The organism is Streptomonospora wellingtoniae (genome assembly GCF_031845375.1).
GTDB lineage: Bacteria > Actinomycetota > Actinomycetes > Streptosporangiales > Streptosporangiaceae > Streptomonospora > Streptomonospora wellingtoniae.
Genome location: NZ_JAVREK010000030.1, coordinates 14,748 through 32,658, shown reverse-complemented (window position 1 = coordinate 32,658; position 17,911 = coordinate 14,748). Strand labels below are relative to the sequence as shown.

General features: G+C 74.7%; 13 protein-coding genes. 4 read left to right on the top strand and 9 right to left on the bottom strand.

The genetic code is table 11. The features are described 5' to 3' along the window. Positions 1–21: 21 nt before the first annotated feature. The 4 genes from RM446_RS22190 to RM446_RS22175 form a co-directional block, all read right to left on the bottom strand. Entirely contained in the window at positions 22–5,154 is a 5,133-nt protein-coding gene (locus RM446_RS22190; RefSeq protein WP_311547345.1) for a TcpE family conjugal transfer membrane protein, read from the bottom strand. A 12-nt stretch (positions 5,155–5,166) separates the two neighbouring features. After that, on the bottom strand, positions 5,167–5,439 hold the full coding sequence (locus RM446_RS22185; RefSeq protein WP_311547366.1) for a hypothetical protein: 273 nt from the start codon (positions 5,437–5,439) through the stop codon (positions 5,167–5,169). A 120-nt stretch (positions 5,440–5,559) separates the two neighbouring features. Beyond that, positions 5,560–6,534, bottom strand: a complete 975-nt coding sequence (locus tag RM446_RS22180) for a conjugal transfer protein (protein ID WP_311547344.1) — start codon at positions 6,532–6,534, stop codon at positions 5,560–5,562. 606 nt (positions 6,535–7,140) lie between these two features. After that, positions 7,141–8,001: an ArsR/SmtB family transcription factor gene (locus tag RM446_RS22175; RefSeq protein ID WP_311547343.1), complete on the bottom strand. Its 861-nt coding sequence runs from the start codon at positions 7,999–8,001 to the stop codon at positions 7,141–7,143. 527 nt (positions 8,002–8,528) lie between these two features. Between RM446_RS22175 and RM446_RS22170 the strand changes: the two genes are divergently transcribed. Then, complete coding sequence (locus tag RM446_RS22170; RefSeq protein WP_398695690.1) at positions 8,529–9,512, top strand: MFS transporter; 984 nt, start codon at positions 8,529–8,531, stop codon at positions 9,510–9,512. On the opposite strand, the gene ychF is transcribed toward RM446_RS22170, so the two are convergent. Continuing rightward, positions 9,502–10,596 (bottom strand): redox-regulated ATPase YchF, encoded by a 1,095-nt coding sequence (gene ychF, locus RM446_RS22165; protein ID WP_311547341.1) that lies wholly within the window; start codon positions 10,594–10,596, stop codon positions 9,502–9,504. The two genes, RM446_RS22170 and ychF, sit on opposite strands and share 11 nt — an antisense overlap. A 309-nt stretch (positions 10,597–10,905) precedes the next feature. Between ychF and RM446_RS22160 the strand changes: the two genes are divergently transcribed. The 3 genes from RM446_RS22160 (at position 10,906) to RM446_RS22150 (ending at position 14,057) form a co-directional block, all read left to right on the top strand. Continuing rightward, on the top strand, positions 10,906–11,850 hold the full coding sequence (locus tag RM446_RS22160) for an FkbM family methyltransferase (RefSeq protein WP_311547340.1): 945 nt from the start codon (positions 10,906–10,908) through the stop codon (positions 11,848–11,850). A gap of 162 nt (positions 11,851–12,012) precedes the next feature. After that, positions 12,013–13,440, top strand: a complete 1,428-nt coding sequence (locus tag RM446_RS22155; protein WP_311547339.1) for a DNA recombination protein RmuC — start codon at positions 12,013–12,015, stop codon at positions 13,438–13,440. A gap of 32 nt (positions 13,441–13,472) precedes the next feature. Next, positions 13,473–14,057, top strand: a complete 585-nt coding sequence (locus RM446_RS22150) for a DUF6542 domain-containing protein (protein WP_311547337.1) — start codon at positions 13,473–13,475, stop codon at positions 14,055–14,057. A 64-nt stretch (positions 14,058–14,121) separates the two neighbouring features. Here RM446_RS22150 and RM446_RS22145 read toward each other — a convergent pair whose 3' ends face one another. The 4 genes from RM446_RS22145 to RM446_RS22130 form a co-directional block, all read right to left on the bottom strand. After that, entirely contained in the window at positions 14,122–14,337 is a 216-nt protein-coding gene (locus tag RM446_RS22145; protein WP_311547365.1) for an exodeoxyribonuclease VII small subunit, read from the bottom strand. 201 nt (positions 14,338–14,538) lie between these two features. Then, a complete protein-coding gene (xseA, locus tag RM446_RS22140; RefSeq protein WP_311547336.1) occupies positions 14,539–15,774 on the bottom strand; it encodes an exodeoxyribonuclease VII large subunit in 1,236 nt (411 codons plus the stop codon). Between the two features lie 132 nt (positions 15,775–15,906). Beyond that, positions 15,907–16,746 carry a patatin-like phospholipase family protein gene (locus tag RM446_RS22135; RefSeq protein ID WP_311547334.1) on the bottom strand — a complete coding sequence of 280 codons (840 nt, stop codon included), beginning with the start codon at positions 16,744–16,746 and terminating at the stop codon, positions 15,907–15,909. 247 nt (positions 16,747–16,993) lie between these two features. Next, positions 16,994–17,530 carry a hypothetical protein gene (locus RM446_RS22130; RefSeq protein ID WP_311547333.1) on the bottom strand — a complete coding sequence of 179 codons (537 nt, stop codon included), beginning with the start codon at positions 17,528–17,530 and terminating at the stop codon, positions 16,994–16,996. Positions 17,531–17,911 lie beyond the last annotated feature (381 nt).

Genomic DNA, 17,911 nt, shown 5'->3' with positions numbered 1-17,911 from the left:
GGAGCCGGTGTTTGGAGCGCGTCATCCGCGGGTCTCCGAAGGGCTGCGCCGCCTGCCGCCCGGAGCGGCCCGGCCCGAGGGCGCCGTGCCGCCGTCCATGCCGCGCACCAGGACCCCGCCCAGGGCTCCGTGCGCACGCCGGGTGGTCGGCCGGAGCGCACCGACGTCGACGACCTTGCCGGCGGCGAGGTGGTCGTCCCAGGGCACCCGCACGATGGCCCGGCAGCGTCCGCGGGCCACCTGCTCGGCGGCGTCCACGTCGGCCAGGCTGCGCTTGCTGACCCCGTTGATCACCACCACGGCGGTGGAGCGCAGCGCCGAGTAGCCGTGGCCGTCGAGCCATTCGAAGGTCATGGCGACGGCGCGCGCGGCGTCCTCGCTGGCGGGCGCGACGAGCACCATGCCGTCGGCCGCGGGCAGGGACCGCGCGACCCCGGTCGCGGCGGGGTCGAGCACGGTGATCTCGTAGAACCGCTCCAGCAGCCCGGCCAGGCCCGCGTAGTCGCGGTCGTCGAGGGTCTGCACGTAGGGGTCGTCGAGCGTGGCGACGACCTCCAGGCCGGTGGCCGCACGGGACGTGTAGCGGCGCATGCCCGCGTAGCCGTGGACGCTGTCGGCGTTGGCCAGCAGCGAGGTGACGGTCTCGGGGGTCTCGGTGCGGATCCGCCGCGACAGGCCTCCGCCGCCCGGGTTGACGTCCACGGCGACCACCCGTTCGTCGCGGTAGGCGGCGAGCGTGTGGCCGAGCATGAGCGTGGTGGCGGTCTGGCCGGCGCCGCCGGTGCAGCCGAGGACGACGACGTTGCGCGGGCTCGGCAGCGGCGTGCGCAGCCGCTCGATGTCGCCTGCGGGCAGGTCGGACTTGGTCGCGGCCGCCGATCCGCCCGTGACGACGCGGGCGAGGCGGCGCCAGCCCCGGGTGGCTCCGGAGTCGCCGGGAGCTGCACTGGCGGGGCCGGTCGGCTGGTCCCGCTGGGAGGACGCGCTCTTGCCCGTTCGGCCCATGCCTTCCTGTTCGCCGGTGCCGTGGTCGAGCTGGAGCTCGGGCTTGTCGGCGTCGGAAGAGGCGGATCGCGGGCGCTCGGCGGCCTGGTGAGCGGGCGGTTCGGCGGTGCCGCCTTCGGGCGTGCTGCCGGTCCGGTGCGGGGACTCGGGGGGTGTTCCGGGCGGCGTCTGCCCGAACAGGTGGCTGAGGCGGCGGGCGTTCTGCGCGACGCGGCTGAACACCCCGTCGTCGACGCGGGCCGCGGGGGCGCTGCGCATGCGCCGCTGGGCGGTTCCCGGTTCGATGCCGGGGCCGCCCTCGTCCCGGTCGTCGTCCCCGTCCCGGTCGTCGGCCGGGGCGCGGGCGGGCGGAGCCGAGCCGCCGGTGGGGCTGGACCGGATCGTGCGTGCGAGCCGGTCGGAGCGGTCGGGGTGGTCGGCGGTCTCGGCGGTGTCGGCTGTCTCGCCGCCGACGGCGGCCCGGCCGGGACCGGCCGGGCCAGAAGCGGCGTCGGCCGGGTCGGCCGGTTGGGCGCGCGCCGGCTCGTCGGCGCGGTCCGCGTCCCCGGGGGGCCCGGTCCGCTCGGCGCGGCCGGCGCGCGACCGGATCGCCGCCGCCTCGGCGGCCTCCAGGTCGGCGGCGGTCGTGCGGCGGTGCGGAGCGTCCACTTGGCCGAAGGACTCGTGTTCGCCCGTGCCGTGGTCCAGCTCCAACGGCGGTTTCGCGGGTACGGCGACCGACGCCGCAGCGGCGGAGGCGCCGGTCCGGTGACCGGTGCCGGCCGCGGCGGCAGGCTGCCGGTCCCCCTCGCCGTCCCGACCTCTCGCGCCGGATTCCCCCGGTTCCCGGCCACGCTGGAGTGTGTCCTCCGCGGCGCCGCCTCGGACGGGCGCGTTGGCTCCGGACTCCTCGGGAGCGCCCGCCAGTGGCGGCAGGGGCCCCTGGGCGGCCGCCGCGCTGCGCTCGGCTCCGGGCGCAGCGGCCCGACCGGCGGGAGCTCCGGAATCGGCTTCCTCGGGTGCGTCGGCGGCGGCGGAGGCGTCGCCGCGCAGCGACGGCGTCCGCCCGGTGTCGAGCGGCGGCCCCGCCAGAGGCGGAAGCGACTGCCGGCCGACTGCGGGGCCGGGGTCGGGGTCGGGAAGGCCGGAGGAGGGCACCGGGGTGTTCCCGGCCTCCGGCCTCTCGGCGGGGGCTCGACCGCCGTCGCCGGTCCCGGCAATGACGTCTGCGCCCCGGGACGGCGCGCTGTCCGCATCCCGGTATCCGGCGGCGCCTGCGACGCCGTCCGGATGACCGGAGCGTTCGGCGGTGCGGTGCCCGCCGTCATCCTCACGCGCGGGCTCGCGGCGGACGGCCGTGTCCGCGCCCGCGGCCCGGCTCGCGTCGGAAGCGGCCTCGTGGCCGCCGGGCGACTCGCCCGATCCGACCCCGCCGCCGCGCGCGACCTCGTCCGCTCGCTCTGCGCGCCCGCCTGAAGGACCGGAAGCGGAGGCAGTCGGCGCCCCCTCGCCGGATGCGCCGCCGCCGACCGGCTCGCCGCCCTCATCCCGACCGGCGGAACCGGCGGTCTCGGAATCAGAGTCGTGTCCGTTCGACCGGGACGCCGGCTCTCCACCCCGCGACTCGCCCGCGTCAGAGCGGCCGCCGTCGCCCGCGGCGCCGGACACCGGGTCGGGGCGGATGCCGGGAGCGCCGGGGGCGGCTGCGGGGGCGCCGTGCGGGTCGGCGGCGTCGGTGAACCAGGCCACCGGGCGGCGGGGTTCGTGGCCGCCGGCCTCGGCGAAGCGCGGCGGGCGCGGCGCCGGAGTGTCGGTACGGCTCAGGTGGCGGTCCAGGACCGACAGCCGTTCGCCGGGAGCACCGGACGGGCCGCCGGCGCCGCGGTTCCCGCCGGCGCGTCCGTCGTCGCGGCCGCCCCCGCCCTCGCCGTCCGCGCGGCGATCGCCGGTGTCGGAACCGGCGTCCCCGGCCGCCTCCGGTTCGGCCGCGGCGTCGGCGGTTCGCGCCTCGGCGGTCCCCGTGGTCCCGGCTTGGGCGGCAGCCGGGTCCGGCGCGCCGGACCCGGCTGCCCAAGCGTCTCCCGGCCCGGGATCGGCGCCCGGATCGGTCCGCTCCGGGGCGCCTCCGTCCTGCGGAACGGAGAACACCCGCACGACCCCGGAGAGGCTTTCATGCTCGTCCGTGCCGTGGTCGAGCTGCAGCTGCGGCTTGGCCTCACCGTTGCTGCCGTTCTGCGGTGCGGCCTCGGGGCCGTGGTGGTCGGCCGCGCCTCCGTCTTCGTCACCGGTGGAGGGGCGCCCGTGCTCTGCCGATGGCGCGTCCGTGGCCGAGTGAGCGGGGAGGCCCCCCAGCACGCCGGAGAGGTTCTCGTGCTCCCCGGTCCCGTGGTCCAGCTCCAGGGCTGGCTTGGCCGCCGCCCACGGGCCGTCCTGGGCGGCGCCGACCGGACTTCGGGAGTCGGCGGAGACGGGGGCCACCTGCTCCCGGCCGTGGCCGGGAACGCCGTCCGCGCCGGGTTCCGCGCCAGCGCGGCGCTCCTCGCCGCCGTCGGGGCGGTCGGAATCGGCTCCGGCCAGCGGAACGGGCAGGTCCCACGGTGCCGCGTGCGGGCGGCGCTGGGCGCGCCGCTCGCGCAGGGACGGCCGCGCCGCCGGAGCGCCGTCGCCGCGTGCGGGCCGCGCCGACGCGTCCTCGACCGACCGCTCGCGCTCCAGCCGGCGGGCGACCTCCATCCCCTGCGCGCGGCCGCGCAGGCGGCGCTGCGGGCCCTCGGCCGCCGCGGCGGCCCCGTCGCGTTCGGCGGCAGGGCGGGTGCCCTCGGCGCCGTGCGGGGCCGCACCGGAGGGCGCCGGTTCGGCGGGCGCCGGTGCCGCCATCATCTCCTCGGCCCGTCGGCGGGCGCTGGAGTCGACTGACGCCGGGCGGTCGGCGAACGCCGGAGCGTCCGCGGTGTCGGCGGTGTAGACGGGCGCCGCCGTGCCGGGCGACTCACCCCCGCGCTCGCGTCCGGCCGGGCGCTCGGCGGCGGCGAGGTGCTCGGCGAGCTCCACCGGGGTGCGGGCCGCGCCGGGCACGGGCCCGGAGACGGGGCCGCGCGCCGGGCGCCGACGCGTTCCCGGTGCCGGATCGGCGCGGCGCTCGGCCGGGGTGCTGTGCCCCGGCCGCCGGTCGAGGGCGAATCCGAAGTAGTTGAGGACCCGGAGCCCGATGCCCCGGCGCCGTGCGCCGCGCTGCGGCTCCCCGTCGTCGTCCCGCTCCCAGTCGCCGCGGAGGTCCGGTGGCTCGGTCGGCGCGGGCGCCGCGGACGCGGACGCGCCGGCCGGTTCCGGCTCCAGCGGGAGGAGGCCGGGGGCGGCGGCGTGCCCGGCGGGCTCGCGATCGGAGGCCGGTCGGGCCTCGCGCCCCCGCTCGTCCACGCCGCCCGCCGAACGCTCGTAGGCGCCTCGGTCGCGGACCTCGGGCTCCGACTCCTGCGGAGGCAGGGGAACCGCGGTCGCCCCGCCGGGTCGCGCGGCGGAGTACGGCGGCTCCGGCCGGGAGCCGTTCGCCGTCGCCTTCGGCGCGGCGACCGCCTCGTCGTCCCACAGCGGCTCGGGCGCGGTCTCCTCCGCCTCGGCCGGGCCGCCGGTCCGCAAGGGCGCGGACGGCAGCGCGCCCGCGAGGGAGGGCGCCTGCCCCGCCGTGCGGTTCGGCCCGGTGGACGTGCGGCGTCCCGGGACCCGGCCGCGCTCCGCGCCGCGCTCCCGGGCGCGCTCGCGCACACCGGCGTCCGCGGCGACCGCGGGCAGCGGCCCCGCCTCGGGATCGCGGTGCCAGACCCGCACCGTCACCTCGATCGCAGCGGGTTCGCGCTCGGGGCGCAGCCGGGTGAAGACCCGCGGCTCGGCCATGAACCGGATCTGGGAGACGACCAGCTCGCTGAGCCGCTTGCCCTCGACGACCGGCCTGGTGGCGAGGAAGGCGATGACGAAAGGCGGAACGATGTAGACGACGTGCAGCGGCATCTCCAGCGGGACGCCGATTAGCCGCAGCAGCATGACCCAGACGAAGCCCACACCCACGACGACACCGATGTAGACGACCGAGACCGGCTGCGGGAGCCGGAAGTCATACAGCTTGTAGAGCTTCTTCTCGATACGCCAGATGTTGGTGTACGTGGGCAGGTCCACGTCTGGGGCCTCCTACTCGGTCGACACACCCATCGCCTGGGCGATGGCCCGCGCGGTCACCTCGATGATCCCCGGCACGTAGAACACGATCCCGATGAAGATGGCGAGGAGAATGAACTGCGCGAATCGGGTGATCTCCCTGGTGAACAGGAAGAAAATGGCGACGACCGAGACGATGACCAGGAACAGGGGACCGAAGAAGCCGCGGAGGAAGTCGGCGAGCCCGGAAGTGTCCGGGGCGTCCTCGGTGGCGGCGAGGGCAATCGGGCCCGCGGTGTCGGCCATCGCCTGGGTGAGACCCGTGACCAGGGGGTGCATGTCAGTCGCCGTCCCCTCGCGTCTCACATCTGCGCTGCATGGTTTCTCGTCTCCTCGGCTTCAGGGCCCTGCCGGACGCCGCCGCGGCTATTCGCCGAACGACTGCGGGGCTCCATGGATCTCTCGCACATACCAGTTCTCGCCGTCCTTGACCACGGTGAGCTCGTAGTTCTGGGTGAGCTCGGCGGCCGTGGACTCGTCCGCCCCTGCGGGGCGCCACACCACCTCTGCCGTGACCTGCCGCCCATCATTGTCCCCCGAACCGGAGGCGGGGACGGCGATGTCCACAAGTTCGACGAACTCCAGAGTCTCGGGCGGCAGCCGGTCGATCCGGGCCCCGGGCTCGACGAAGTCCGACAGGTAGTCGGGGTCCTCCGCGTAGGCGCCGAAGAAGCGCTCCAGGCGTGGGAGAAGCTCCTTGCGGGCCGCGGCGTCGGCCTCGGGGACCTCGGGGTCGGGCAGCTGCGCGCGGCCGGGTGCGGCGAGCAGGGCCGGCCGCCCCGAGACGACGAAGTTGTCGGCGTCGGCCGCGTAGACCGGGACGTCCAGGCTCATCGGCGATCCGTTGACGTCGGCGCTGAGCGTGACGACCGCGTTGCGGTCGTCGCGGACCTCGATGCCGACGACCCCGATGTCGTCTCCGGTGAAGGACTCCCCCTCGGCGGCGAAGGACGAGGCGCGGCCTTCGGGGACGAACGCGGCCAGGGCGTCGGCACGCTCCTCGCTCTGCAGACCGCCGGCGTTCAGGTAGACGTCCGCGAAGCGCGCGGCAAAGCCGGATGCGGCGGTCTCGGGGAACTCGGGCCCGCCGGAGGACTCCTCCTCGTCGGGCGAGGGATCGGCCATTCCCTGGCGCAGCGGCATCCAGACGCCGTTGAAGAGGACGACGACGATGAAGGCCCACAGCACCGCCCGGCCGACCCAGATCCACCAGCGCCCGCCGGCACCGGCGCGGGGCCGCCGACTGCGTCGCGGGGGGGCGCCGAACTCGTCGAGACCGTCCGCCTCAGCGGGCTCCTCAACGGGTCCGCCGCCGCGTCGCGCGGTCGGCTTGCGCGCCATCACGCCTCCCCATCCCCTCGTGGGCACAGTCCACCGGCCGGATTCCCGATGCCCTGTCTACCCCACACCTATAGTGCGCCATTGTTCCGCATCTCGGCCGCCAATACTCCTCCGTGTTTCGTGCCGGACCACTCGGTGTACTCCCGGCACACTTCGTGATCAAGGGGCGTTCGAGGCATGCCGGGCAATACAAGCAAAACCCAGGAAACAGGCACGGTCAACGTGCCGATTGCGGGCCGACCGGAAAGGAAGCTACCGCCGAGCAGGAAGCCCCCTATGGCGTTTACGTCTGCAGAGAGGTCGCTCCTCTCACCCGATTGCGGCTTCGACCTGCGCATTTCCGCACAAGAATGATCGTCGGCCCCATGGTGGCCCATGCCCCGGAGGACGGCGCCGCGAGACGGGTGTGACGTCATTCATCAGGAGTTCCCAACCGATTCACGCCGCACCAACCACAATCCCCTGAACTGGGACTACTACACACAGTGCAGAAATGGTCCGAAAACCGGACAGAGATCCGGAGCCGTAAAAAGCTGTCCGAAACACGGGCACCGCACGCGCTCGCCGAGGAGGAGAGGCCACCGGGAGCGCGGCACCGCCGGGCGCTCAGGCGAGCAGGTGGTCGCCCCGGGCGGTCCGGGCGTAGTAGACCTCGCGGCCCACCCGCGACTTCGCTGCGAGCCCGGCAGCGACGAGCCGGTGCAGCTGGGCGGACACTCCCCCGGGCGCGAGCCGCAGAGTCCGCGCGAGCTGCTCCGTCGTCGACGGCACGTCCAGAAGCGCGAGCAGGCGGGCGCGGGTGGCTCCCAGAGCCGCGGCGACGTCGTGGTCCGGCTGCGCGGGCTCCCAAAGGGCTCCGACGCCCCGCACCGGGTACCTCACGACCGGAGTCCACGGATGGGCCGTCTTGACGTAGGCCCGCGGCCAGGCGAAGACCGACGGCACGAGTACGAGCCCTCGCCCGACGAGGGTGCGGTCCGGTTCCCGTACGGCGGCCGAGCGGTTGCCGACCACCAGTGTCCGGCTCTCCCGGTCCCAGCGGACGTCCTCGTGCAGACCGTTCAGCATCGCCCCCGGCCCGGAGTCCGCCAGCGCGATGGCCCGGTGGTGGATGTCGCGTTCGAGTACGCCCGTCATCAGCGGCCACGCGGGCGCGATGGCGCGCTGCCAGTACGCGCGCAGGTCGGCGACGAGCCGGGGCAGTTCCGTCCCCGGCGATTCGAGCAGCGGGGAGAGCACGTCCGCGGCCGCGCCCCGTGCGCTCGCCTCCACGTCGCGGCGGAGGACGCCGGCCGGAGTCGCCGCGACGAGTGCCAGTTCGTCGTCGATGCCGGCCAGCGGCGACTCGGGGGTTGGCGCGAGGAACCCCGGGAGACGACCGGGAGGGTATACCGCCAGTTCGCGGACGGCCCGGTGGTCTGGGCGCGTCAGCAGCGGATCGCCGCGGTGCCGGGACAGCCACGGCATGTGGACGGCGTGCGCTCCCGGCCGCCCCAGGACCCGCAGGCTCGAGAGAAGCTCCCACGCGGGCGAGATCGCTGAGGTCCGCCGCTTCCAGGCGGATGCGGACCTCGTTCACGGATTCACCCTAGCGTGAATCCGATGCGCCCCACGGCCGCGCTCACCGACGCTTCCGCCATGACCGCACACCCCGGTTCGACCGGAACGGAAATCACGGACACGCCAGAATCGACGCGGGATCGGCGCCGGTACCTCGTCGCGTCGGGGGTTGCGCTGTGGGGCGCGCGCCTCGGCGCGGTCGCGATCCCGCTGACGGCCGTGTCGTCGCTGTCCGGTGAAGCCCAGGACACCGCGCTCCTGGCGGCCACGGCGGCCGTCCCCTTCCTGGTCCTCGGGCTACCCGTCGGAGCGTGGCTCGACAGGGTCCGACGGCGGCCGGTGATGATCGCCGCGGACGCGGTCCGCGCCGTCGTCCTCGCAACGGTCCCCGTCGCCGACCGGCTCGACTCCCTCACTTCGCGCACCTGTGGATCGTGGTTCTCGTCAACGGAGTCGCGACGGTGTTCTTCGACCTCGGGACCCAGAGCCACGTGAAGGACCTCGTCCCGCGCGACCGGCTGGTGAAGACGAACGGAACCCTGGCGACCCTGACCCAGACGGCGATGGTCTGCGCCCCGCCGCTCGCCGGATGGGCGGCCGGGCTCCTCACTCCGACCACCATCCTGGCCGCGACGTCGATCGGATACGCCTGGTCCGCCCTCTGGCTCTCCCGGCTGCGCACGCCCGAACCGCAGCCCGCCGCACCCGAAACGCGGCAGCGCCTCCTGGGCGACATCCGCGAGGGGGTGCGCTTCCTGCTGCACCAGCCGACGCTCGTCGCCGTCCTCGGCGCCGGCTGCCTCGTCAACCTCGGTAGCGCCGCATTCACCACGGTGCTGCCCGCCTACGCCCTCAACGGCCTTGGCTGGTCGGAGTCGCAGCTCGGCCTCTACCTCGGCGCCGGTGGAGTCGGCGGCCTGCTGGGGGCCGTGACGGCCGAAAGGGTCGCCGGTCTGCTCGGTGCCGGCCGGTCGGTCCTGGTCGTCGGCGTGGCCATCGCCCCTATGGCGGCGCTGCTGCCGCTGACCGGGGACCCCGTCCCCGGTCCTGCCGCCGCGGCCGCCTGGGCACTCGTCCTCTACAAGGTCGGCTTCGACGCGGTCCTCATGATGAGCTTCCGACAGGCGGTCACACCGTCCCACCTGCTGGGGCGCGTCAACGGCACGATGCGGGTGCTCCTCACCGCCGCGGTCGCGGCAGGCGCGGCCGGCGCGGGAGCGACCGCCGCGGCGGTGGGCGCGAAGGGAGCCCTCGTCCTGGCCGCGACCGCGCTCGGGCTGGTGTGGCTTCCGATCGCGCTCTCTCCCCTGCCGCGGTCGACGACCCTCGGCGGCGGCCGCGGAGGGGAGGGCGGCGACGATACGGCCGCCGCGGACCGGGGACGGCCCCGCGGCTCAGGCGGCCCGGCTACACGTTGAAGCGGAACTCCACCACGTCGCCGTCGGACATCACGTACTCCTTGCCTTCCATGCGCACCTTGCCCGCGGACCTGGCCGCCTGCATGGTTCCGGCCTCGACCAGGTCGCCGTAGGAGACGACCTCGGCCTTGATGAAGCCGCGTTGGAAGTCGGTGTGGATCGCCCCGGCCGCCTCGGGCGCCGTGGCGCCCGTGCGGATCGTCCAGGCGCGGGCCTCCTTGGGGCCGGCCGTGAGGAAGGTCTGCAGCCCGAGCGTGGCGAACCCGACACGGGCGAGCTGGGCGAGCCCGGATTCGGTCTGGCCCAGCGACTCCAGAAGCTCGGCCGCTTCGTCCTCGTCCAGCTCGGCCAGCTCCGCCTCGATCTTGGCGTCGAGGAAGATCGCCTCGGAGGGGGCGACCAGCTCGGACAGCTTGGCGCGCAGCGCGGAATCGCCGAGCTCGTCGGTGTCCAGGTTGAACACGTAGATGAAGGGCTTGACCGTCAGCAGGTTCAGCTCGCGCAGCAGCGACACGTCGATGTCGGCCGGCGCGGCGCCCACCGACAGTCCCACGCCCTCGTCGAGCACCCGCCGCGCCTCGCGTGCGGTGGTCAGCACCTCATGGGCGGCCTTGTCCTTGGCATTGCGCTTGGCGTCCTTCTCCAGCCGCGGCAGCGCCTTGTCGAGCGTCTGCAGGTCGGCGAGGATCAGCTCGGTGTTGATCGTCTCGATGTCGCGCGAGGGCTGGATGTCGCCGTCGACGTGCGTGACATCGGGGTCCTCGAATGCGCGGATCACCTGGCAGATCGCGTCGCTCTCGCGGATGTTGGCGAGGAACTGGTTGCCCAGGCCCTCGCCCTCGGAGGCGCCGCGGACGATGCCGGCGATGTCCACGAAGTCGACCGTGGCCGGGATGACCTTGGCCGAGGAGAAGATCCCGGCCAGGGTCCCGAGGCGGGAGTCGGGCACCCCCACTACACCTACGTTGGGCTCGATGGTGGCGAACGGGTAGTTCGCCGCCAGGGCTTCGTTCTTGGTCAGGGCGTTGAACAGCGTGGACTTGCCGACGTTCGGCAGGCCGACGATCCCGATGGAGAGGCTCACGTCGACCGAGTCTAGGTGCTCGCGCGGAGCGGACTCGCCGCACGGTACGACGCGGACTTTTCGGTGGCACGCGCTCCATCTTTGGATGAAACGCCCTGCGATCGGCCGGGTTTCGGAGTAACTTCATGTTGAACCGGTCACGTCTGCGCGAAGGCACGTCGAAGGCGGCGCACGGACCTGGGAGGGGCGCGACCCGGCCGCTGGGGGGCTGCCGGGCGGCCGCGCCGGTGCGCCGCGATCGACGCGGATCCCGTGCGGACCGCAGCAGCGAGGTACACGAGTGGGGGTCCGACAGTGGTAAACGGCCAGATGCGCGCCTTCGTCCACCGATACCCGGCGGTGCGGTACGCCACCCGCCAGATACGGATCCGACTGCCTCAGCGCCTCGGCGGGCTGGATCCGGCGCACGTTCCTCCGTGGGAGCGCCGATTCGAGCTTGCGCTGCCCCGCTTGGAGGGTTCGTCCGGCGCAGGCGCCGCGTCCCTGACCATCACCGCGCCCGGCGACTACGGGGTGGCGCGGCGGCTGCACCACGGCGGCCTGGCCGCCTACGAGCCCGAGACACTGGCCTGCTTCCTCGCCGCGCTGGAGCACACCCGCCCCGGAGCGGTGCTCGACGTCGGCGCCAACATCGGTCTCTACGCCGCGCTCGCGGCGGCCCGCAGCCGCCGGCGGGTCTTCGCGTTCGAGCCCGCGCCCCGCGTCGCCGACACCGCCGAGGCCATCGCCCGCACCAACGGGCTCGGCATCGATGTGGAGCGGCTCGCGTTGAGCAACCACAGCGGAACCGCGGCCCTGCGGCTCTCGCCGTTCTCCGACACCGCGAGCTCCCTGGCCGCCGACAACCGCCCGCAGCTCGGCAGGGTGCTCGTGCCGGTGGAGTCCCTGTCGCACTGGCGCGAGCGGGCGGGCGCGGCGCCCTCGATCGTTAAGATCGACACCGGGGGCACCGAGCCGGACGTGATCGGCGGTGCCCTGGAGGTGCTGCGGCGCTTCCGGCCGTGGATCTTCTGCGAGGTGCGCCCCGAGCACGGTGTGGCGGAGAGGCTGATGGCTCTGCTGGAGCCGTTCGGCTACAGCTGGTACCACCTGTGCGGAGACCCGCCCTACCCGCTGCGCGCGGTGATCGTCGGCCGCGGCCCCGCCCCCGGCCAGCGGATGTGGCTTTTCTCCCCCGAACCGGTGCCCGAGCGGGTCTGGCGCGCCGCCCGCGGCTGGTACCGCGCGCTGGGCAGGCCCGCTCCGCAGGGCTGAGCCCGGACGCTCCCGCGGCCGCACGGAGCTCGGCCCGGGCTCCGGCCGGCGGCGCGACGGCGGCGGCGACGGCCCGCAGAGGGCGCACACCGCCCATTCCGGCCCATGACCCGCGCGTGGCGGACGGTGCCGCGGGTGCACGGGTTGAGACGATGGGCGGCTATGGACGGCCTTGACTTGATCCTGGTGCTTCTGGTGGGACTCGCGATCGGCGCCGCGCTGGGCTGGATGCTGGCGCGCAGCCGGGTCGCCGAGGCACGCGCACACGCCCGCGCGGCCGATGAGCGCGCCGCCTACATCGAGGACCGTCTCGGCGAGCGCTTCCGGGCGCTGTCGGCCGAGGCCCTGGACGAGACCAACCGGCGCTTCATGGAGATGGCGGAAGGGCGGCTGCGGGCCGTCGGCGCCGAGACCGGCAAGGAGATGGATCAGCGCCGCGCAGCCGTCGAGCAGCTCGTCTCACCCCTGAAGGACACGCTCACCCGCGTGGAGAACCAGCTGCGTGAGGTCGACGCCGGGCGCCGCACGGCCCATGCCGAGCTGGCACAGCAGGTCGACCAGGTCCGCCAGGGCTCGGAGCGGCTGCGCGACCAGACCCAGGCGCTGGTGACAGCGCTGCGGCGGCCCGAGGCGCGCGGCCGGTGGGGCGAGCTCCAGTTGCGCCGGGTGGCCGAATTGGCGGGCATGGACGCCTATTGCGACTTCGAGGAGCAGGCGGGCGCGAGCACCGACAACGGCCGGCTCCGGCCGGACATGGTGGTCCGGCTCGCGGGCGGGAAGAACATCGTCGTGGACTCCAAGGTGTCGCTGGCCGCCTACCTGGAGGCGGTCGAGGCCGACGACGGCGACGCACGCGCCGAGCGGCTGCGTGCGCACAGCAAGCACCTGCGCGCGCACGTCGACCAGCTCTCCGCCAAGTCCTACTGGGCCGCATTCACCCCCGCGCCGGAGTTCGTGGTGCTGTTCGTGCCGGGCGAAGCGTTCCTGGCACCGGCGCTGGAGCACGATCCGCAGCTGCTGGAGTACGCCATGGGCCGGCGGGTGCACATCGCCACGCCCACCACGCTCATCTCGCTTCTGCGCACCGCACAGTACGCCTGGCAGCAGGAGGCACTCAGCGAGAACGCGCGCGCGGTCTTCGACCTCGGCAAGCAGCTGTACTCGCGGCTGTCGACACTGGGCGGGCACGTCGAGGGCCTGGGTAAGGCGCTCTCGCGGACCGTGGCCGCCTACAACCAGACGGTCGGCTCGCTGGAGAGCCGGGTCATGGTGACGGCGCGCCGGTTCGAGGAGCTGGGTCTGGTCGACGGCGACCTCGGCCGCCCCGAAGGCGTCCAAGAGCAGGCCCGGCCGCTCGCCTCGGCGGAGCTGGCGGGAGAGGCCTCAGAACGCGGAGGGAGCGCCGAGCGGGGAACCGGAGCCGCCGATCCCCGCGTCGAGATCTACGGCTCCGCGTTCGGTTCTGCGGCGGAGGCGGCCGCCGGTGGGTCCGACCGCTCCTACGGCTCCGATCCGGACCGGCTCGGGCAGCCCGCAGGGGACACGGCGCCGACCGAGGAGACGAATATCTCACCTAGAGTGACATACTGATCACTGTGAGCCACACGAGGGAGCGTGCCTGAATGGTGACGCGCAAACCCCAGCGCGTGAACGAAGCGCCGACCTCCGTGCAGCGGCCGCCGCACCGACCCGCACCCCGCACCGAGCCCGAGGCTCCCGCGGGAAACGAGGCGGCGGGCGGCCCGGCAGGCGGTACGGGCGGCATGGGCGGAATACGCCTGACGGGGCGCGGCGGCATCCTGCTGATCTCCGCCGTCAGCCTCGTTGCCGCCCTCATCGGCCACGTGGTCGGCTCGCCGCCGGTCAGCGGTGTGGCGTTCACTGCGGCCTGCGTGACGGCGGCCCTGCTGGTGCGCCCCGGCGACCTGCTGTCGCTCGCCGTGAGCCCTCCGCTGGCCTACTTCCTCGCCGCGCTCGGCGCCGAGATGTGCCTGGCGGCGGGCGAGGCGGACTACGCCCGCGCGGTGGCCGTGGGCATGGCCACCCGCCTGGCCGACGTCGCGCCGTCGCTGTTCCTGGGCACGGCGCTGGTTCTGGTGATCGCGGTCTTCCGCGGGCTGCCCGCCGACATCCGCGCCTTCAGCGACGAGCTCAACGGCCGCAGCCCCCGGAACCCGCCGCAGGACAAGACCCGGCGGACGGGCTGACGCGACGGGCCGGCCAGCCGCCGCACCGCGCGCCCACCCCGGTCGGATCCGGAGTCCGGCCCCGTCAGAACGGGGTCTCCGCATCGGAGCCGCCGCCCTGGCCGCGCTCCTCGATCGCGACGGCGAGCTTGGCGCGCGCACCTTCGAGCCACTGCTCACAGGTGGCGGCGAGGTGCTCGCCGCGCTCCCACAGCGCCAGCGACTCCTTCAGGCTCAGACCGCCGGCTTCGAGCCTCCGGACGACGGAGTCGAGCTCGTCGCGGGCCTCTTCATAGCTCAGTTCGGGTGCGGCGCCGCCGTCGGCGGCGTCCGCCGGAGCCCCGCCCTTCTGCGTGTCGCCGTCTGCCGAGTCGCCGTTCTCGGGATTGCCGTTCTTCGGGGTGGCGTTCGTATTTCTGTCCTTGGCGGCCACTGCGCAGCCCTCCCTGCTCTTCGTGCGTCGCGCTGGTGTCGTCGGTCGCGCCGCCGGCGCGCCGTGCGGTCAGCCGTCGGTGCCGGTGTCGTCGACCGGATCGGTGCCGTCGACCGTCACCGTGATGCTGTCCTGGGCGAACCGCACGCGCAGCGGATCGCCGTGCTCGACGCCGGCGGCCGAGCGGACGACGGCGCCGTCGTCCCGCTGCACGATCGCGTAGCCGCGCGCCAGCGTGGTGGCGGGCGAGAGCACGTGCAGCCGGGCGCGGGTGTGGGCGAGACCGTCGCCGGCGCGGTCCAGCGCAGCGGTCATGCACCGCCGCGCACGGTCGCGCAACCCGGTGACCTGCTCGGTGAGCCGGTCCATCTCGCGCACGGGACTGGCGAGCACGGGCCGCGAGCGCATGCCGGCCAGCCACGAGCGCTCGCGCTCGATGCCGCCGAGCAGGACGCGCCTGCCGCGGTCGCGCAGCTGCCGGACGAGCTGGAGCTGCTCGCCGACGTCGGGAACGGTCCTCTTGGCAGCGTCGGTGGGCGTGGAGGCCCGGACGTCGGCGACCAGGTCGAGTAGCGGACTGTCCTGCTCGTGCCCGATGGCGCTGACGACCGGCGTGCGGGTGGCGGCGACGGCGCGCACCAGTGCCTCATCGGAGAAGGGCAGCAGGTCCTCCAGCGACCCGCCGCCGCGGGCGATCACGATGACGTCGACCTCGGGACGCGAGTCGAGCTCCTTGAGCGCGTCGAGGACCTCGCCGACCGCGCGATCGCCCTGCACCGCGACCTCGCGCACCTCGAACCGGACCGCGGGCCAGCGGCGGCGGCCGTTCTCCAGCACGTCGCGCTCGGCCGCCGACTCGCGTCCGCAGACCAGCCCCACGGTGCCCGGGAGGAACGGCAGCGACCGCTTGCGGTTGTCGGCGAAGAGCCCTTCGGCCGCCAGCGTGGCGCGCAGCCGCTCCAGGCGGGCCAGCAGCTCGCCGAGCCCTACGTGCCGGACCTCCAGGGCGAGCAGCGAGAACGTGCCGCGGGCGACGTAGAAGTCGGGTTTGGCGTGCACGACGAGCCGGGCGCCGGCCTCGGGCACGGGTGCGACCGCCTCCAGCACCCGTACCGGGCACACCACGCGCGCGGAAATGTTGGCCACCGGGTCGCGCAGGGTCATGAACACGGTGCCGCCCCGCCGGCTCATCTCGGCGACCTGGCCCTCGACCCAGATCTTGCCCAGCCGGCCGATCCACCCGCCGACCGCCTGCATCACAACGCGGACGGGCTGCGGGGACTCGGGCGAGCTCTCCATACCCATGCCAGCGAGCCTAGGGCAGCCCGCCGACAGAACACGCTCCGCACGCCGAGCGCCCTGGCGGCGCACGGCCAGCTTCGCGCTGCCCGGCGCCCAGGACCGTGCCCCGTCCCGCGGCAGCGACCGGGCCGGAGCTCACTCGCGGCCCCACACCCCGGCTATCCGTTCGGCGACCGCGGGGGCCTGGGCCCGGCCCGCCCGTGCGGATGCGGCCCGCGCGGCGGGATCGAGCACGTTGGGGCCGATGGCCGCGACGGCCGCGGCGTCCGGGCTCACCAGGGCGGTGCGGGCGCCCGACGCCTCCAGGGCGGCGAGCTCGTCGGCTGGGCCGGGCAGCGGTCCGGCCCCGCGGGCTATCGGGCACAGCGCCACGACGCCTCCGCTGCCGGCGGCCAGGTCCGCGTTGGACGTGGAGTGCACACCGCCGTCGATGTAGGGGCGGCCGCCGATGACGGCCGGCGGCCAGACACCGGGGACGGCGCAGCTGGCCGTCACGGCGTCGACGAGGGCGGCTCCCGTGGTGCGCTCGAAGACCGCGCGCTCACCGGTGCGCGCGTCGACGGCGGCGATCAGCAGGTCGGTGCGCGGCCACTGCACGGACGGCAGGCGCGAGGCGATCACGCGCCGCCGTTCGGCCACGGAGCTCCCGGACCCGGCGTGGGCCATGCGACCGATGCGGGCGCGCGCCCGGCGCGGGTCGCGTTCGCGGACGAACGCCCAGGCCCAGCGCGCGAGGACGCCCGGGTGCAGGCGCGCCGCGATCTCGCCGTCGGGCGGGCGCAGTTGGCGGGCGTAGAGGTCCTCGATGGCCGCACCGGAAGTGATCTGCGCGCCGACCACCGACCCGGCCGAGGTGCCGACGACGGTGTCGGCCGCCGACAAGTCGAGTCCGGCCTCCCGCAGTCCCGCAAGGACGCCCAGCTCCCAGGCGATCCCGGTGACGCCTCCGCCGCCCAGCACCAGTGTCCGCCCCATGTCGCCGCACGCTCCTCGCCTCTGCCGCGTCCTCGCCCCGCCGCACGGCGCGCCGGAGGGGCCGGGCCGCTGTGCGGCGCCCGGCCCGTGCACCCATTGTGCGCCCGCCGGCCCTCGGCGGCACCGCGCCGGCGATCGGGCTGCGGGCATGCGAACGCCCCGGCCGCGGTGGCGGCGGCCGTGTCCGCGCGGCTCCGGAAATGCCCGGGGGAACCGGACGACCGGTAGCGGGGCAGCGAGGGGCGCCCTACTCCTGGCCCTCGCTCTGCAGCTTGGCGATGCGGTTGTCGTACATCTTGATGAACTCGGCGCGCTCGCCGTTGGCGACCTCGTACGCACGCAGCTCGCGCACCTGTTCGATGGTGAGCTTGCGCAGGCGGGCGCGGATGGAGGGGAGGGTGAGGCCGTCGTAGCCGGGCACCGGGAGCTCGTCGGCCGCGGGGGCGGCCTGGCGCCGGACGTCCTCCAGGACGGAGTCGTCGGACTCCTGTGTGGTGGCCTCGGCGGCGGCGAGCTCCTCGGCGACGCCGACCTCCTCTCCGGGAGCGACCAGGTCGGCGGCCTCGTCGGCGCCGCTCTCCGCTCCGGCGCCGGCGGCCTTCTCGTCGGCCGGCGCCGCGGTCTTGGTGGCGCCGGCCGGAGCGGCGGTGCTCTCAGCCGCGCCCGCCTCCGCCTTCGGCTCCGCGGACGCGGACGCCGGACTGGGCGCGGCGGCCTGTTCCTTCTGCCCGAAGACGCCCTTGACCATGGACATCAGCTTGCTGGCGATGGACGGATTCGACATGAGACTGGGGGCTCCTGATGCTCTCGTCAAAGAACGGGGCTGCGCGCGGCCCCGCGTACACGGCTCGGACGGTACACGGAGCGGACTCTCGCCCGCCCCGTTCCCGAGCGGTCTGACGCCGCCGCGGCGGCCGTCGTTTCACAGGTGAGTCAAGAATAGGGGAGTAAGCGTCGCCGGAAGAGCCTCGAAAGTGAATGCTTTCGCCTCGTCGCGACGGAAACGAGTGCTGACCGTTATCGCGGGGTCACCTGCCGCGGTGGCCGCCTCCCGGTCTCCGCCGCCGCACAGGCAGACCCCGTTCACCCGCCCGGGCGCGTTCCGGGCCGCGCGGGCCGAGTGACGGATGCCGCTCCCCCGCCGCAGCGACCGCGGCCCCGAGCG

What these genes read in the sequence shown, in the direction of transcription:
- RM446_RS22185 (WP_311547366.1), bottom strand. Translation starts at nt 5,439, where the DNA reads ATGGCCGACACCGCGGGCCCGATTGCCCTCGCCGCCACCGAGGACGCC.
- RM446_RS22155 (WP_311547339.1), top strand. Translation starts at nt 12,013, where the DNA reads ATGGACGGCCTTGACTTGATCCTGGTGCTTCTGGTGGGACTCGCGATC.
- RM446_RS22160 (WP_311547340.1), top strand. Translation starts at nt 10,906, where the DNA reads ATGCGCGCCTTCGTCCACCGATACCCGGCGGTGCGGTACGCCACCCGC.
- RM446_RS22135 (WP_311547334.1), bottom strand. Translation starts at nt 16,746, where the DNA reads ATGGGGCGGACACTGGTGCTGGGCGGCGGAGGCGTCACCGGGATCGCC.
- RM446_RS22175 (WP_311547343.1), bottom strand. Translation starts at nt 8,001, where the DNA reads ATGCCGTGGCTGTCCCGGCACCGCGGCGATCCGCTGCTGACGCGCCCA.
- RM446_RS22130 (WP_311547333.1), bottom strand. Translation starts at nt 17,530, where the DNA reads ATGTCGAATCCGTCCATCGCCAGCAAGCTGATGTCCATGGTCAAGGGC.
- RM446_RS22150 (WP_311547337.1), top strand. Translation starts at nt 13,473, where the DNA reads ATGGTGACGCGCAAACCCCAGCGCGTGAACGAAGCGCCGACCTCCGTG.
- xseA (WP_311547336.1), bottom strand. Translation starts at nt 15,774, where the DNA reads ATGGGTATGGAGAGCTCGCCCGAGTCCCCGCAGCCCGTCCGCGTTGTG.
- RM446_RS22180 (WP_311547344.1), bottom strand. Translation starts at nt 6,534, where the DNA reads ATGGCGCGCAAGCCGACCGCGCGACGCGGCGGCGGACCCGTTGAGGAG.